Genomic DNA, 17222 nt, shown 5'->3' with positions numbered 1-17222 from the left:
TAATAGCTTTTTAAACTGACTTTAAAAGGTGGCTTTCAAATTGAATCCCAGCGTGCGCGTGGAAGGCATCGCCCCATATTCCGTGCCCTGGAAATTACCATTGCCATTACTCATGTCCGGATCCATCCACATCTTACGCTTGCCTAAACCTGGAATGCTCAGCGTAGAGCTTCCACGATAGATCCAGAAAAGATTGCGTGCCACGGCAGAAAAACGCAATGATTTTATAAGATGAAAGCCCCCTACGGGAATGTCATATCCAAAGGACAGTTCCCGCACCCGAAAGTTGGTGGCGCTGTAGGCGAAGAATTGTCCTACCCCATAACGTTGGCCGGAAACAGTCGTCCAGAATTGCTGCGCTGTAATGGGAGTGGTATTGGCGGCGCCTCCGGTGGTAACGCCACCAAGGTTCAGGCCGCCTTCACGGAACCGCTCTGTGCCTTTCGTTATCCCGCTGAATGCCAGGTTCATTTCGGTGCCCGATTCGATAATACCTCCAATGCGGCCATCCAGCAGCACACGCATGTTAAACCTTCCATACTGGAAAGTATTGGTGAAACCCAACACCTCTTTAGGATTGAAGTTGCCGATGAAAGCAATAGGGTCACCGGAGATATACGAAGTATAGGGTGTTCCATTGGCATTCACCAGGTATTGTCCCTTATCATTCTTTAACCAGGTATGGGCGTAAAGATCGCCGAAGCTGCCGCCTTCCTGTACCCTGGGTAACGCAGAGCGTTGATCCCCGCCTGCAAGGTCGGCAGCCTTGAGCTCATCGCTCAGCTTGATGACCTTGTTACGATTGAGCGACAGGTTGAGCTGAACATCCCAGCTGAAGTTTTTATGCTTGACTGGGGTGCCATTGACCACCAGCTCCAGGCCATGGTTCTCTATATTTCCCGCATTGATGTACTTATTGGCATATCCGGTGCCTACAGGAAGGGGGATCGTCAGCAGCTCGTTGGTTGAATTGCTTTTATAATAATTCAGGCTGAACCCTATGCGGTCATTGACAAATCGGCTTTCCACGCCGAACTCGTAGCTCTTGACCAGCTCAGGCTTCAGATTGGGCAGGGGGAGCGTAGTTCCTCTGCCAATTCCGCCATTGCCCGCACCAGGGAAAAAGGTGAAGCTGGCATTGCGTACACCAAACTGACCTCCATTGCCCACCTGCGCATAGTTGGCGCTAACCTTCAGGAACGACATGGCTGCCGGAAGATCTTTGATGAGGTCCGACAGGATGGCGGATACCCCCACAGAAGGATAAGTGAAGTGATAAGGCGCCAGCACGGTAGAATTCCAATCGGTCCGCACACTGGCATCCAGGAAGAGAATGTCCTTCCAACCCAACGTGGCCTGGCCAAATACCGAATGAGTCTGTATCTCACTCCCTGTCGAGGTCGTCTGCGGGTTGGTGGAGAAATTCAGGTTGAACTTGTTCGCAACATTCAGGCCATTGCTGCCTTCCGTGTTCTGCTCATACAGCCTGTCCTGGTAGATCGTACCCACGTGATAGTTTAGTTTCAGGTCTTCACTGAGTTGATTATTGCCTTCCAGTATCAGGTCAAACCATTTATCGGTCCTTGTGAGATCAGTAACCTTGTATGAACCTCCTGCATTGGTATTCCACAGTAAAGTGCCTTGCTGGTATTTTTCCTCCATACGGTCGGCCGTCCGGTCAAGATTGCCCGATCCCCGGATACTCAGCCAGGGCGTCAGCTGGTAACGGAGCGACATAAACCCGATGATACGGTTGCGCGTCTCGTTAATAGCCGAATTATAGATCATCCAATAGGGGTTCTGGTAAATGGAGTTGTTCGTAGATGGCCAGTTGGTAGGGTTCGCTATGGTGTAGCTGTCAAAGAACTGGTAGTTCCTCGCATCCTGGGTGCTCATGCTCCTGGGCATCTCATAAGCATCGAATACAGGAGAATTTTCTTCCCCCGTACGAGGCCGCCCTTTGATCACCTGCGTGACGTACGTGATCTTGGCGTCCGTTGACAGCTTCTTGCTGATCTGGTTGCTGATCCGCCAGTTAAAGATATGCCTGTTCAGATCATTATTGCGGATGATGCCCGTGCCATAATTATTCGTATAAGACAGGTAAGTCTGCGCTTTCTCACCTCCCGTGGCAAAGCTGATGGAATTATTGAGGCTCATTCCGGTGCGGAAAAAATCCTTCACATTATCCGGTTGCGGCGATAGCTTATTCGCTTTATATAGGTAGTCGATGTAGGACTGGCCGGTCATCTTAGGTCCCCAGCTGGCTCCTTTCTGCGAGCTGTCTGGCAGTACCCCTCCGGAACCTTGTCCATATGTATTTTGAAAATCAGGCAGCGCAAAAGTTTTCTCCATACCGACGCCCGAGTTCACCGATACCGTAGTCTCACCCTTCTTACCTTTCTTGGTAGTGATGATAATAGCCCCATTACCGCCCTGACTGCCATATAAAGCTGCTGCCGACGCTCCGCGAAGAACCGTCATGGATTCGATATCGTCCGGGTTGATGTTGGAAGCTCCATCGGAACTCTGCACTGATCCAAAATCGTTCGTGGCAGCGCTAAATGTCCCGTTGTTCAACGGTACGCCATCCACGACGATTAGGGCATTGTTGTCTCCTTGTACGGATTTGTTCCCTCTCAATACGATCCTGGCGCCGGAACCCAAACCGCCCGAGCCCTGTGTAATGACCGCATTCGCCACTTTTCCTTGCAGTGAATTAAGAACATTGTTCGGATCCCTTACTTCCGTGAGCTGCGATGGCTTGACGGATTGCGTGGCATACACCAGGGATTTGGATTGCCGGGTAATGCCCAGGGCCGTAACCACCACCTCTCCCAATTGCCTGGAATCAGTGCCCAGCGTTATGCTCAGCTGCCCGGCGGATGGGCCTGCAGTGACCTCTTTTGTCGCATAGCCGATGGAAGAAATGACAAGGATGACAGTTCCCGACGGAGCCTTGATAGCAAATGCACCTTCCGCATCCGAAGAGACGGCGGTATTCAATCCTTTCACCTTCACCGTGGCGCCTGCCACCGGCCCTTTACTGGCCTCGTCCGTGATCTTTCCCGTGATCGTTCGTTCCTGGGAGAATGCTATGCGGCCGCATAGCAATACAAGCAATAGAAGCAATACCTTTGGATAGGTCATAAGCAGATGTAGTTTAGAATTTTCAAGTGTAATTGAAAAACGGTATTACTACGTTGGTGCTTACGACCAGCCCTATGTAATGTATAGAATTTACATATTCTTTTTTGATATTTATAAGCAAATAGTTGCCAATCGTCCCCGTTAGGGGCCGTCAAACAGTTATTATTCCCTTGCTCAGTTCAGGCGAAAGACCCCGGGAGGGCCATTGTTGATGCCGACGATAAGGGAATGATTGACAAAGGCCACCGACCTGACGTCCTCACGAATGTGCAGCCCGCTGCTGCCTTGAGGCACATAGCGGAAATGCCCCTTGCCATCTCCGGCAAGCACTATTCCGTGATTGGCATCCAGCTGCCCGATGCGGAGCTTGTTGAATTTATTGTTTCCCAGCAGCAGGATGTCCTTATGTCCGTCATGATCGAAGTCCTGCAGGCAAGCTGCAAAAACGGGAGCATACTGGGCCTCCACAGGCAATGGACGGATGGCAAAACCATTGCCCGTATTTTCCAGGTACACCGTTCTCAGCTCCGTCACGCTCATATGCGGCACTTCTTTAAGGCTCTTGCCTTTATACAGGTCGGTGATAGACGCCTTTGCATAGCTGGCGTAATTATAATATGATTTCCGCAGCAGGGGCACCTGGCGGTTGGCGTCGTCCATCCCGGCAAACGGATAAGCAACGCCTTCTTCATAGGTAGAAATGAAAGGGTCGATGATCCCGTTCTGATCGACATCGGAGTAGTGTATCTCCATGGGCTCCCTGCCGGATGCTCTCAGGGGAGAATTCAATCCGAAGTTCCCGGCCACAATATCCTCGTCGCCATCTCCGTCCATATCGGCTGCGGTAAGGCTGCACCACCAGCCGGATGGCAATGTATCCCCTATCCTGCCCGTAGCATCCTCCAGGGTAGTCCCATTATTCAAATAGATCTTTATGGGCATCCATTCTCCCCCGATGATCAGGTCTTTTTTTCCGTCCTTGTTCACATCCACCCATACGGCGGAATGCACGATCCCTTCCAGCCGGCTCAGGGAAGGACATATCTCCGATGTACGGTCTGCGAACTTCCCTTTTCCATCGTTGATCAGCAGCCGGGAAGGAGTGGACAAGGGATAGTTGCCAGGTTCGACACTGCCGCCTATGAAAATATCAGGATGCCCATCGCCGTTCATATCATACACTGCAATACAGCTTTTATTGCGGAGGAATACGGGCAGCGCATCCTTCTTCTCGCGAAATCCATTTTTTCCCTCATTGATATAGAGACGGTCCTGGAAAAGAGGACTAGCCTTATCGAATTCATAGCCCCCGCTGACCACATAGAGATCCGGATCGCCATCTCCGTCGGCATCGAAGAACGCGGCGCTGATGTCCTTGCAATTTTCATCGCTGGTAAAGTATCCTTCGGAAGAAGCCTTGTATTTTCCCCCTTTTTCAGCGATCAATATTTTCCCCGGGCTGCCTTTCGCGCCGCCGATAAAAATATCCTCCAGGCCATCGCCATTGACATCGGCGGTAGCCATGCAGGGCCCGTCATGAGAATAGAAATGCGGCATCAGGTTCTGCGTCAGGAAATCATTCGTGAACGTTTCTTTGTGGACATAGTCGATGGCCTTATCTTCCTGCGTAAAGAGCGGCCGGGGCTTTTTTGCCAGCTGCCCGTAATCGAATTTTCCGCCGGCCGTCGCATGATCAAGCATCAGTGTCCGGCCCCCCTTGATCCCGACGATCGTCTCATAAGTATCGTCCGGCCAGACAACAAGGACTGAATCCACATCTTTTTCATTCCCCAGCCCCACCGAGATCACCGGATCTACCCCCGACTGGAACCCCCTCGTCAGCAGCTGCTCCTGGTAAATGGTCTTATCCTTTATATGGATAAACACCTTCGATCCAATGCCCATGGGATTTCCCGCCGGACCTTTAAAAGAGAATTTAATAAAATGACGGTCGGGATAAATTTTTTCCGCATTGTTGCAATAGATAGAAGCGTCTTCGTCGATATTGTTGGTAACAAGGTCCAGGTCCCCGTCATTATCCAGGTCGACATAGGCTGCGCCATTCGAGATCAGTACTTCCCCTAATCCGCTGGCCTCCGCCACATCCTCAAACCCGTCGTCGCCCATATTCCTGAACAAATAATGAGAGCTTATCTCTCCCGGAATATGCGTGAGGTATTCCTGAAAGCTGATGGGTGCCCCGCCCTGTCTCATCGCCTGCGCATGCTCCTGCGCAAATTGAAGGAAATCCAGGTTGGTAATATCCCGTTTGACGCCATTGGTTATATAAGCGTCTTTCCGCCCGTCCAGGTCATAGTCCGCAAACAGGACCGACCAGCTCCAGTCCGTAGCGTGTATCCCTGCCAGTTGGGCTATCTCGGAGAAAGTACCGTCGCCGTTATTTTTTTGCAATTGATTTCGCATGTAGAAAGGATAGAACCCATAGGAAAGGAGCTGCCGGTATTTGTCGAACCTGTCGGCTGAACTATGCATCTTCAGGTCCGCATGCTTCCCCGGCAGCATGTCCAGGGTGCAGATATCAGGCAGCAGGTCGTTATTATAATCGGCAATATCGCAGCCCATGGAATACATCGCCACATGATCCAGCCTGTCGCGGAGCTGATCGCTGAACGTTCCATCCTTATTATTGATATACAGGTAATCCTCTTCATTGTAATCATTGGAGACATAGACATCTGGCCAGCCGTCCATGTTGACATCCGCGGTCACCAGTCCCAGACTGAAAGTAAGGGGGTTGCTCCTGATCCCCGCCTGCCGGGTTATGTCCGTGAAATGTCCCCCGTCATTGCGGTACAGCTTGTTCTCGAACGATGCTTCCGCGGGCTGCCTTTTCAGACTGGCATAATTCAAATTGACGCCCCTGGAATATTCGGGCTTGGATTGCTTGATCAGGAAGAGATCCAGGTCGCCGTCCTTGTCGAAATCGAAAAAAGAAGCCTGGGTAGAGTATCCCGAATCATTCAATCCATACCGGGCGGCACTCTCCGTAAAAGTCAGGTCGTGATTGTTGATGAACAGCAGGTTGGTCCTGTTCTTGCCGTCTTCCAGCGCAGACCGGCAGATATAGATATCCAGCCAGCCGTCCGCATTGACGTCAGCCACCGAAACACCCGTGCACCATCCGTCAAATCGGGCAATGCCGGCTTTTCCGGTGATATCTTCGAATTGGAAGCCCCCCTTGTTGAGATAGAGCCTGTTCTTCACCATGCTGCCGGTGAAGACCAGGTCCGGAAGACCATCATTATTGAAGTCGCCTACGGCGACGCCGCCCCCGTTGTAATAGTAAGGAAAGTTCAGGCAGCTGAATCGCTCGTTATTGTCCAGGATGGTATTCCGGAAATTCACATGGGTCTTTTCCTGGCCCATCTTTGTAAACAGCAGGTCGGCCTTTCTGTCGCAGGATTGGAAAAAGGCAACGCCCGCCAATAAACATATGTACCATCCTCCTTTCACCTGCATAAGATCAATTTAAAGAAGGTCGTCCCTTTTCTGGGGACGACCTCAATCAATTTCAGCTATTTTATCCACCTTAAAAATTAGACGTGTTGCTCGCAGGGTCCCACCATACATGGGTCCCTCCGACATCCGGTCCGCCCAACGCCGTGAGGGCGGTCTTAATGCCATTGGCATTCGTTTGGTATTCCCCTAAGGCGAATTTGAATATCCTTCTGGCGCCGTCCGTCGTGCTGATGGTCCCGCCACTGTAATTCAGATAGTTGGGGAACACCTTCGGATAGCCTGTCCTTCTCCATTCGGACCAGGCCTCTTTCCCATTGGGGAACAGGGCGATCCATTTCTGGGTGAGGATCTGCTGCAGCTGATGCTCAAGGGATGCCGTGGGATCATATTTCACGGGGACCAGGTTGACCGCCGCAATATTATGCGCCGATTTTTTCGGGTCGACATAATTCACAGGCAGGGATGTCCCGGCAATATAAGTGTTATACGCCGCCGTGCTGATGCCATACATATCGAAATGGGCTTTGATGCCGGCCTCATAATAACTCTGGGCCGTCCCGGTATAAGCGCCGGTGCCCCATCCCCGTAGCGCCACTTCGGCGAGCGCCTCGTTCACTTCGGCGGCGGTAATGACATTCAAATCCCCTCCCCATCCAGCTGGGTTCTGACCGAAAACACCCACATTCACGGCGGAATATCCAACATAGTCACCCTTTGCCGCAATATCCGCGCCCTCCCGGATACCCTTGAAAATGGCGCCTACGGTGGGGTCGGTAGCCGGAGAAAAGAATAAGGGCAGACGCGGGTCGTTATACCCCGTCAGGATCGTTTCAAAATCGGCGCCCAATCGTTCGTCTGTCCAGTCCCTGGATACCTGTACAAAGCCGCCGCCCAGCGCGCTGTTGAAATTTACGTGCATGTTGTCGGCATTGTCGGTAATGATCCCGTGCGGCTCGCTGAGCGCCTTCTGCACCTGGACCTTGGCCGTTGCGTTATCGATCCTTGTCAGCCTTAGGCCGAGCCGGAGCCGGATGGAGTTGGCGGCCTTGATCCACTTCGTCAGATCGCCGCTGTAGATCATATCCAGGTTGCCGAAGGTGGAAGTGCCGCCTGCTGCTACCAGGGCCGACAGGCCGGTGACAGCCGTATCGAGGTCGGCAAAGAACTCTTTGTAAACGTCCTGCTGGCTGTCATAATCGTAAGATACAAGGTCCGCTTCGGGAATGGCATATTTTGAATAAATGATGGGACCCCATCCGTCTGCTACCAGATGCATACCGGCAACCTGTATGATCTTGGCAATAGCGAACTGCGTATTGGTCGCATCGGTGGCCGGCGTTATCTCCCTGGCGCCTTTGATGATGAAATAAGTCTGCTTCAATACATTGTCATAAGCATTCCCCCATAGGCCATCCTGCCAGCCGTCCTGGTTAAACAGGGTACAGGGATACTGGTTGCCCCGGAACCCTGAAGGAGGATATACATACCCCACAAAATTATCCCCGTAAAAATTGTCCAGTTGGGTCAGCCACGGGCCATTCTCCACCAGGTTTTGCTGTGCCGTTGTGAAGTAGGCGCTCACATTGGCGTTATTGGGCAACAGCTGCTCATTGGTCAATGCATAAGGATCCGTGTTCAGGTTCTTGAAATCCTTTGTACAGCCATATTGCAACGCCGCAAAAGCTATTATAAAAATCAACAAAAAATTATTTTTCATATTAATCCTTTTTTGAAAAACGAAATAGATACGCGCTTCATTTAATTAAAAGGAAACTTTGATCGATCCGCCAAAGCTCCTGGTTGCCGGGGCCGTAAATGCATTATAGCCTTGGTTTCCATTCGTAGTTCCCACAGCTATATCAGGATCAAAGGCTGCCTTCTTATGAAAGAAGAACAGGTTCCGTGCGTTGAATCCAATGGATACGGCTTTGATGATGTTGTTCGTTTTGGCCATTAGCCTGTCCGGGCGCAGGCTGTACGCTAGCGCCAGCTCCCTCAGCCTTATATTCGTGGCGCTGGTCATATAATATTCAGCAAGGCCGGCCCTGGATGCCACCGCACCATACCAGACTTTCGGGTCAATGGAGGTGACGGCGCCTCCCCCCACGTATTTGGCTTTCACAGGCAAAAATGTGCTGGCATGATCCCTGGCATCTGCGGACGCCTGGGATACGCCATATTCATCCAGAATGGCCTGCGTGACGTCCATTACCTGACCTCCTATCCTTCCGTCCACCAGGAAGCTTAACGAAAGCCTGCCCTTGAAAGTAAATGTGTTTCTAAACCCGATGATCGACTTGGGCAAAGGTGTCCCAAGCCCCGTGCTGTCTGCACTATAGAGGGTATATAGTGGCTTGCCCAGGTTGGCGCCTGTGTCTATCAGAATAGTGCCATCCTTTTCATCCCGGACAAATTTCTTTCCGAAGAAAGTGGGATAAGGCAGCCCTTTCCGAATGCCGAAATAAGTCATATTGCCATTGTCGGCGCCTGCGATAGCATGCACGAAATTGTCCGTACCATTAAACTCCTTCACCACATTCTTGTTGACATAGAGGGTGGCATATATATCCCATTTGAAATCCCTGCTTTTGACGGGAATCGCGCCTACACTTAATTCAAAGCCCTTATTTTCAATGTTACCTGCATTGATCAGGTAATTGTTGAAGGTCTGGCCGCTGCCCGCCTTGAAGGTTACCAGCTGATCTTTCGTGTTGATCTTAAACCAGGTGAAGTCGACGAATACCACATCGTTCTTCAGTCGCAGTTCCGTCCCGAATTCCAGGGAATTGGACCGCTCCGGTTTCAGAGCCGTCAGCGGATAAGGACCGTTGCTCCCGGCGACCACGCCATTCTGGTTGTAGCTGAAATAGCTGTAGGGATAGGTTTGATACGAATCGATGTCATTCCCCACCACCGCGTAGGAGGCCCTCAGCTTCCACAAGGAAATCGCTTCCGGCAGCTGTGCCATTTCATTCACGATCGCAGATAAGCCGACAGAAGGATAAAAATAAGATTTGGTCGGCAAAGGCAGACCACCTACGGGATATGCCAGTGCGGAAGACCAGTCGTTCCTGGCCGTGGCATCCAGGTATAACATGTCTTTATAAGAAAGGTTCAGGCCGCCGAACACCGCCTCTTTCCGCTTGCGATACTGATGCTCTTCCGTTGTCAGGTTGGCATAACGGATATTGGCCAGCGTAAATACATTGGCCAGGACCAGCGGTCCTTCAAAATGCTGGGAATAGTTGTCGATGTTCTGGAGGCTGGTGCCCACCAAAGCGCCGACACCCAGATCATTTATTTTCTTGTTGAATGAAAGAATGGCATCCCCATACACCTGCTGGTTGTCGTATTTGAAGAGCTTATATTTTCCCAGCGGGTCGGCCAAAACCGTTTGCGTTCCGGAGGAAAGCTTGCTCTCCAGCGTCCGGTACTCTTTATCGATATTACCCCGTACCTGCAAATTCAGCCAGTCCGTGAACTGGTATTTCAGCTGGAGGGAGGCATAGGCCTTATCCGTTCTCTGGGTGAATATATCCCTGTTCAAGATCCAGAAAGGGTTCTGTTGGTTGTCATCCCCGCCGCCGCCGGATGGGTTGGCTATCCAATCGATGTTCCACCAGTTCTGCAGGTTATAGTTCCTGGTGACATTGAACACTTCATAATTCTTTTTGAATTGGTTGAAATCAAGTCCCCGGGGGAATAAATAGAGTCCGGTGATGGGATTGTTGTATAGGCCGGGAGACAAGGGATTCTTATAATGCTGTTCTGTGAACAGGATATTTGCGTCCGCAGTCAGCTTGCCTCCAAAATAAGTGTTGCCTTGCCTGATGTTGATCGTATTCTTATTATAGTTGCTATTGGGATAAATGTTGGAAGCATTGGTGTTTGAATACGACATATAGGTGTTCCGGTCCTTGTCGCCGCCCCTGAGAGCGACGCTGTGCGTCCACGTGTTGCCGGGCACAAAAAAATCTTTCTCGATGTTCTTGTAGCTGCCTTTCGTGGTGCTCCAGCTGTAATTGGCCCCCGCCGCAGTCTGTCCGTACGTGTATTGCAGCTTAGGACCATAGGCCCGGGTATCCCGGTTGTAGTTGACGGCATAATCTACTGTAATGGCGCCGGCCCTTCCCTTTTTAGTGGTGATGAGCACCACCCCATTCTGCCCTTGCGAGCCATACAGGGCCGAAGCGCTCGCCCCTTTCAGGACCGTCACGCTTTCGATATCTTCGGAATTGATCTGGGACAGATTGTCGCCGGCGTCGGGCAACGCTGCCCCATTGTAGATACCCGCAGGCTGCGTAGGGGAATTGTTCTGGAACGGAATGCCATCGATGACATATAATGGCTGGTTGTTTCCGAAGGACTTGCTACCCCGGATCACCACATTCACCGAGCCGCCTGCTCCGCCTGATCCCCTGAAAACATTCAGGCCCGATACCTTGCCCTGAAGGGAATTCATCACGTTGGTCTCGGGAACAGCCGTGAGCGCCGCACCTTTTACTTCTTCGGTGGAATAAGTCAGTGATTTGGCCTTTCGCTGGATACCCAGCGCGGTAACGACCACTTCGTTCAGCGCGGCGGCAAGCTTTAGCTGGACATTAAGGGTAGACTGACCGGTTAATTTTACTTCCATCCGCTCGAAACCTACGCTGGTGATGACCAATACGGCATTGCTGCTGATGCCCTTCAGCTCGAACTCCCCGTTATCATTGGTCACGGTGATCTTGTTGGTGCCTTTTACGGCGACCGTAGCCGAAGGCACGCCTTCCCCTTTTTCGTTCGTGACCCGGCCCGTGATATCCATCGGCGGAGGCATCACCAGCCTGCTGTCGCCAGGATTATTGGCGCCAGCCTGTTTCCGGCTGATCACGATGGTCTTGCCGACAATTTCATAGGTGAGAGGCTGATCCCTCAGACAGGCGGACATAATGGACTCCACGGAGGCATCCCGTACATGCAGGGTCACTTTTTTTGCATCTTTTATGAGACCATAATCACAAAAGACGATGTATCCCGACTGCTTGTTAATGGCCGAAAAAACCGTTTCGAGCGGCACATTCTTCCCTGAAAATGTAATGCTCTGTGAAAAAGCCGTGGCGCTGACCTGCAGGCAGGTAGCCAGTAAGAGGAGGGTGGTCATTTTCATGACAAGCAGTGTTTTCGTGAAAAAACCCTTCTTATGCAGCACGGGTTTACAAATAGCAGTTAAATGCATACTTTTGTAGTGTTTGGGTTAAAAAAAAGCAGTCCTACAAGATTGATTATACCAAGTGCCGTCCGGTCGCGGTCAGCTGATCCGGCGGCGGGTTAGCCCGAACTTCCAGCCGTCCCGAATTCCAGTCGGGGCGGTTTTCTTTTTGGACGAACCACTATCTTTAATCTATTGATTTTATTTTTGTTGCGTTGCTTACATTTTCACGATTACTTTTTTGCCTTCAATGGAAAATTGTACGCCGCTTTTTTCAAGGATCCGGAATACAGCCGATAAGGAGAGATCCCTCTGCATACCGCCCCAGAATACCCTTTCATCGTTCTTACCGATGTAACTTACCTCCACATCATACCACCTTGCCAGCTGCCGCATCACCGTTTGCAGGTTTTCTTTATTGAAGTTGAAATATCCGTTCTTCCAGGCTATTGCGGCCGCCACGTCCGCATCGGCGATCACCCGTTGTCCCGGAATGTCCAGCGCCGATTGCGCTTGCTGGCCCGGCTCCAGGATATTTTCGTCTTTCCCATTCCTCACTTTCACTGCGCCATCCACCAGCGTGGTCCGGATCATATGCTCATCGCTGTACGCCTCCACATTAAAGCTGGTCCCCAATACTTCCACTTCCCTCGTACCACCTCCGCCGGCGCCAGGAAGCACCTTCACTTTGAAAGGCCGGGCAACGTCTTTTGCCACTTCAAAATAGGCTTCTCCGGTGAGCTCCACGTCACGCTGCCTGCCTGTAAAGCTGGTAGGGAACCGCAGCGAAGAAGAAGCATTCAGCCAGACCTTGGTGCCATCCGCCAGGATGATCTGGTATTGCCCGCCCCTGGGCGTCGCGACAGTATTATACAGCAGCCCGCTCGTAGCTCGCGGCCCGTCGCTCGCAGCTGCTTTATACGCCAGCACACCGCTGGATATTTTCACCACTTTCATGTTGGCCTGCACGCCCAATGAGCCGTTCTGCGCACTGTCCAATATCACCTTTTCGCCGTTTGCCAGCGTAAGCACCGCCTTGTTGCCGCCAGGAAGTATCTCCTGCCGGGCTGGTCCCGCCTTTGCCGCAGCCACCACGCCAGTGGCATGGCCTTTCGAAGAAATAAAATAACCAAACCAGCCTGCACAGATCAAAAAGAAAATGATAGAGGCAGCCGCCATATACCAGCGCCATCTCGGGATGGACGCCGGCAAATCGTCATCATTGGCCATTGCCTCCGTCTGCTGCATCATCGTATGAAACCTGGCGTCCCAATTTACGGTTGCCTCGGGGGCTTTTTCGCCGGCGCTTTCCCAAAGTTGCCGTAATGCCTTTGCCAATTCCCTGCTGCGAGGTTCCTTGTTTACCAATGAAAGCAGTTCGTCCAGCTCCTCCCTGGTGCAGCTTCCCGCAAGATATTTTTCCACCAGATATTCCCACCTTTCTTTTGCCCATCGTTTGTTTATCATAATGAATAAACCGCTTTCCTATATGACGATGAAAAGAAAGGCAATAACTAACCCGGATTATCTTTTTTTTAACTTTTTTTTACCCTTTGATCCGGGACAACAGGAGGATGGTCATGGCAAGGTCCATGTGGCTGATAAGATAAGTGCGGATAAAACGCTGGGATTCTACAATGTGGTTGTTTACCGTGGATTTGGAAAGACTGAGCTTCCGTGCGATGTCTGCATGGGAAAAACCTTTTTCCCTGCTCAGCAGATAGACTTCTTTTCGTTGAGGAGAGAGAAGCGCTACAGCTTCCCGCAATTTATTTTCATATTCGTGCTGCATGACGACGCTGTCTGCCCGGGCATCTCCTGCCTGCTGGATATCGTTCCACAGCAGATTCCGGAATACAGGGTCCCTGGCCGCGCTGCGTAAGAAATCAATGGACTTATTATAAGCTATCCTGAAGAGAAAGGCGTCAAAATTTTCTATTTCGGTGACAAGATCCTTCGCCAGCCATATTTTAAGGAAGACGTCCATGACGAGCTCTTCAGCCACTTCCTTCGATCTGATGATACCCAGGATATAAGCATAGAGTCGGTCGCGATACGCAGCGAACAGCGTTCTGAACGCCGGCTCATCACGTTGCGCAACCTGCCTCAGCAGGGCTTTCTCATTATGTAGCATATCTGTCGGCACGCAAGGGGTTATAAACTGTTTGACTCAGTCTCTGAGAACGAAAAATGTCACAGGAAGGTCCTTTTAAATAAATGCTGCAGACTCAATGGAGGGATAAAGCTTAGTTAGTTTGATTATCGGCTCTGTAAATATATCACTATTATATTACAAAAAAAAGAATTCAACAAAAGTGCTACTCTGCCTGAAGGAGTGACAACTGCCCGACCTTTTCCCATTGTGGATCAGGATGCAGCGTTATCAGTATATGCAGGTTGTTGCTGCCGGTGGCGCCTTCCGCTGGCAGTGGCGTCAGCTCAGGATACATATCCTTTGGGCTCAGCCGGTACATGCTGCCATTATAAGCATCCAGGGCAAGGCCCACCAGCCCCAGGATATTGCCAAATGCCCATCCGTCCAGCTTACGGGTAAGTTCCGCTTCAAAAGGCTTATAGCCAGGAAGCGCCAATTTCAAATGATGGTTCTTTCCCCTTTTGAGGATCACCCTCGTCGGTGTCTGGCCAATGTATTTGCCATCTATATAGATTGCTGCCACACGGGGTTCACATGTGAGGAATACGCCTTGCCGGGAACCATGCATGATGGTGGCACAGCCGGAAAAGAAAAAGGGGATGATTGCGAGCACATGCAGACATAAGGTCTTTCGAGGCATTGGATGTCTTCTATTTTTCAGGTTACGGATTCCATCCAATATACATAAGCTTTTCGGCACTTGCAAGCTATTTGGCGGCAAAAAACACCTTTAGCGTCGCCGTTTAACCACTCTAAACCCCTGATTACTCTCAGGACGACCCTGTTACTCGGACCGCAACGTCTGCACCGGGTTAGCCCGCGCGGCCCGGATAGCCTGCCAACTGATAGTGAGCATGGAGATGAACAGCGAGATCACCCAGGCCAGGATAAAGATCCACCAGCTGAGATCTACGCGGTAAGCAAAACCCTGCAGCCAGGAATGCATGCCCAGCCAGGCAAGCGGGAAGGCAACGATGGCCGAAAGGGTCACCAGCTTGAAAAAATCCTTTGACAGCATACCGACGATATTACTACCGCTGGCGCCCAGCACTTTCCGGATGCTGATCTCCCGGATCCGCTGCTGCGTGGCATACGCCGCCAAACCCAACAGACCTATGCAGGCAATGAAGATGGCCAGGACGGAGAATACGGTAAACACCCGCTGCACCGTCTGCTCGGCCTTGTATTGTGCGGCCAGGTTCTGGTCAAGGAAGGTATAGTGAAAGGGTTTTTCCGGTACGAAATGGTGCCACGATCTTTCGATGGACTGGATGGCAGCGGCAAAATTATCCCCCTTTATCCGTACGGAAGTGATCCCCGTCACTTCATTCAATCGCACGGTACTGGTAAAGACCAACGGAGCTATCGCCTGGTGAAGCGTCTGAAAATGAAAATCCTTTACCACTCCTACCACGGTATATATATAAGGTGAGTCCGGCTTGGGACTGAGGAATCCAGCCGTGGTAGTCAGTCTGGTCCCGATGACCGGTTCCTTTAATCCCAGGGCAGCCACCGCTTTCTCATTCAGCACGACGGCCAACGAATCTGTACCAAAGCTGCGGGAGAAGAATCGGCCTTCTTTCATCTCCAATCCCAGCGTAGCGGCAAACTGATCGTCTGCAATGATACCCTTCCCCGTCATGGACTCCCGTGTACCCACCGGCTGCCATGTAACCCCGAAAAAACCTTCATTACCTGGCATGGAGGAAACGCCGCTGACCTTTTCCACTCCCGCGATACCTAAAAGCTCATTCCGGAAGGCGCGCGTTTTATCGCCCGCAAGATCAGATCGCTCTATCTCGATGATATGATCTTTCCTGAAGCCCAGCTTATCGCCCAGCATATACCCCATCTGCCGGTTGACGATGATGGTACAGATGATCAGGATGATAGAAATCGCAAACTGAAATACCACCAGCCCATTGCGCAGCGCCGTACCGTATTTCGAGGATTTGAATTTCCCTTTCAATACCTTGATAGGCTTGAACGATGACAATACGAATGCGGGATAGAGCCCCGCAGTTATGCCTACAATGACCCCAAAGACCAACAAGCCGGTCAGCCTCACTGGCGTTAAAAAATCAACAATTGAAAGTTCCTTTCCGGACATCTTATTGAAGGCCGGCAGCAACAGTAAGATAAGGCCCAGGGCCAGGACGATGCTCAGCAGGCTTACCAGCGTGGACTCCAGGAGGAATTGAAAGATCAGTGACTGCTTCTCCGAACCGAAGGTCTTGCGGATACCGACCTCCTTGGCCCTTTCCATCGATCGGGCAGTGGAAAGGTTGATAAAATTAATGCAGGCGATGCCCAGGATAAAGATCGCAATGACGCCGAATATATAAACCGCCCGCATGCTGCCATTGGGCTTCACCTCCGCTTCCATATCCGAGATCAGATGGATCTTCGTCAGGGGCTGTAAGTAATAATGGTATCCATTGCCAGCGGCAACAAAAGCCTGATAGCTCATGCCAAAATTACGGGCAATATCCCCTGAGACATATTTCTCCACGATACGGGGGAACTTAGCTTCCAGCGTCGCGGGAGAAGCATTCTTTTTAAGAAGGAAATAGGTCCAGGTGGAGAAGCCGGTGTAATCGGCTTGACGGGAAAATGGAAAGCTGTTGAGGGACAACAGGATATTGAATTGCATGTGGGAATTCTCCGGCCAGTCCCGGCAAACGCCGGACACAGTGAATCTTTGTCTGCCGTCCGTCTCGAACCACTGCCCCATCGCTTTTGACACGGAGCCGAAATATTTTTTGGCAGTGGTCTCGTTGATCACGGCCATATTGGGTTTTTCCAGCGCAGAGGCGGTGTCGCCTTCCAGCAAGCTGGCATTGAACACATGGAAAAAGTTGGAGTCGGCAATGAGCACATGCGGCTCCTCGAAAAGCTGGGCGCCCACTTTGATAAATACATTGGCATTCCCCGCGAAATTCTGCAGCCCCGTCGATGCTTCCACCTCGGGAAACTCCTTATGCACGGCAGGCCCGATAGAGAAAGGGATAACAGCATAAGAAGCATTATGTTCCGGGTACTTACGATCCAGCACCATCCGGTAGATCCGGTCGGCGTTCTGATGGAACTTGTCGTAGCTCAGCTCGCTGCGAACAAAAAGAACGATCAGCAGGCATACGGCCATTCCCGTAGCCAGTCCCAGGATATTGATCAGCGTGAATGCCTTCCTCTTGAGAAGACTACGGATAGCCACTTTCAAATAGTTCCTGAACATATATTATAGTT

Annotated in this window: 8 protein-coding genes; all 8 read right to left on the bottom strand. The window is 51.2% G+C overall.

Features of this window, described 5'->3' with window-relative positions; all coding sequences use genetic code 11:
- Window positions 1–21: 21 nt before the first annotated feature.
- Window positions 22–3150, bottom strand: coding sequence for a SusC/RagA family TonB-linked outer membrane protein (locus Q4E93_RS32605; RefSeq protein ID WP_303592146.1), 3129 nt, complete (start codon window positions 3148–3150; stop codon window positions 22–24).
- A 174-nt stretch (window positions 3151–3324) separates the two neighbouring features.
- Window positions 3325–6630 carry a VCBS repeat-containing protein gene (locus Q4E93_RS32600; protein WP_303592145.1) on the bottom strand — a complete coding sequence of 1102 codons (3306 nt, stop codon included), beginning with the start codon at window positions 6628–6630 and terminating at the stop codon, window positions 3325–3327.
- 70 nt (window positions 6631–6700) lie between these two features.
- Window positions 6701–8347 carry a SusD/RagB family nutrient-binding outer membrane lipoprotein gene (locus Q4E93_RS32595; protein WP_303592144.1) on the bottom strand — a complete coding sequence of 549 codons (1647 nt, stop codon included), beginning with the start codon at window positions 8345–8347 and terminating at the stop codon, window positions 6701–6703.
- A 45-nt stretch (window positions 8348–8392) separates the two neighbouring features.
- Window positions 8393–11779: a SusC/RagA family TonB-linked outer membrane protein gene (locus Q4E93_RS32590; RefSeq protein ID WP_303592143.1), complete on the bottom strand. Its 3387-nt coding sequence runs from the start codon at window positions 11777–11779 to the stop codon at window positions 8393–8395.
- A gap of 261 nt (window positions 11780–12040) precedes the next feature.
- Window positions 12041–13288: a FecR family protein gene (locus tag Q4E93_RS32585; protein ID WP_303592142.1), complete on the bottom strand. Its 1248-nt coding sequence runs from the start codon at window positions 13286–13288 to the stop codon at window positions 12041–12043.
- Between the two features lie 79 nt (window positions 13289–13367).
- The gene (locus Q4E93_RS32580; RefSeq protein ID WP_303592141.1) at window positions 13368–13967 is read right to left on the bottom strand and encodes an RNA polymerase sigma factor; all 600 of its coding nucleotides are present in this window, start codon (window positions 13965–13967) and stop codon (window positions 13368–13370) included.
- Window positions 13968–14139: 172 nt separating this feature from the next.
- Window positions 14140–14616 carry a PEGA domain-containing protein gene (locus Q4E93_RS32575; RefSeq protein WP_303592140.1) on the bottom strand — a complete coding sequence of 159 codons (477 nt, stop codon included), beginning with the start codon at window positions 14614–14616 and terminating at the stop codon, window positions 14140–14142.
- Window positions 14617–14760: 144 nt separating this feature from the next.
- Window positions 14761–17211 carry an ABC transporter permease gene (locus Q4E93_RS32570; RefSeq protein WP_303592139.1) on the bottom strand — a complete coding sequence of 817 codons (2451 nt, stop codon included), beginning with the start codon at window positions 17209–17211 and terminating at the stop codon, window positions 14761–14763.
- Window positions 17212–17222 lie beyond the last annotated feature (11 nt).

Origin of the sequence: Flavitalea plasmicola (assembly GCF_030546645.1) — a bacterium.
Classification (GTDB): Bacteria; Bacteroidota; Bacteroidia; order Chitinophagales; family Chitinophagaceae; genus Puia.
Note: the sequence above shows the minus strand (reverse complement) of the source record. Positions and strands in the feature narration are given on the sequence as shown.

Excerpts from the sequence above, each read along its gene's own strand:
- Q4E93_RS32600 (WP_303592145.1), bottom strand. The coding sequence starts at position 6,630 with ATGCAGGTGAAAGGAGGATGGTACATATGTTTATTGGCGGGCGTTGCC.
- Q4E93_RS32570 (WP_303592139.1), bottom strand. The coding sequence starts at position 17,211 with ATGTTCAGGAACTATTTGAAAGTGGCTATCCGTAGTCTTCTCAAGAGG.
- Q4E93_RS32595 (WP_303592144.1), bottom strand. The coding sequence starts at position 8,347 with ATGAAAAATAATTTTTTGTTGATTTTTATAATAGCTTTTGCGGCGTTG.
- Q4E93_RS32605 (WP_303592146.1), bottom strand. The coding sequence starts at position 3,150 with ATGACCTATCCAAAGGTATTGCTTCTATTGCTTGTATTGCTATGCGGC.
- Q4E93_RS32575 (WP_303592140.1), bottom strand. The coding sequence starts at position 14,616 with ATGCCTCGAAAGACCTTATGTCTGCATGTGCTCGCAATCATCCCCTTT.
- Q4E93_RS32585 (WP_303592142.1), bottom strand. The coding sequence starts at position 13,288 with ATGATAAACAAACGATGGGCAAAAGAAAGGTGGGAATATCTGGTGGAA.
- Q4E93_RS32590 (WP_303592143.1), bottom strand. The coding sequence starts at position 11,779 with ATGAAAATGACCACCCTCCTCTTACTGGCTACCTGCCTGCAGGTCAGC.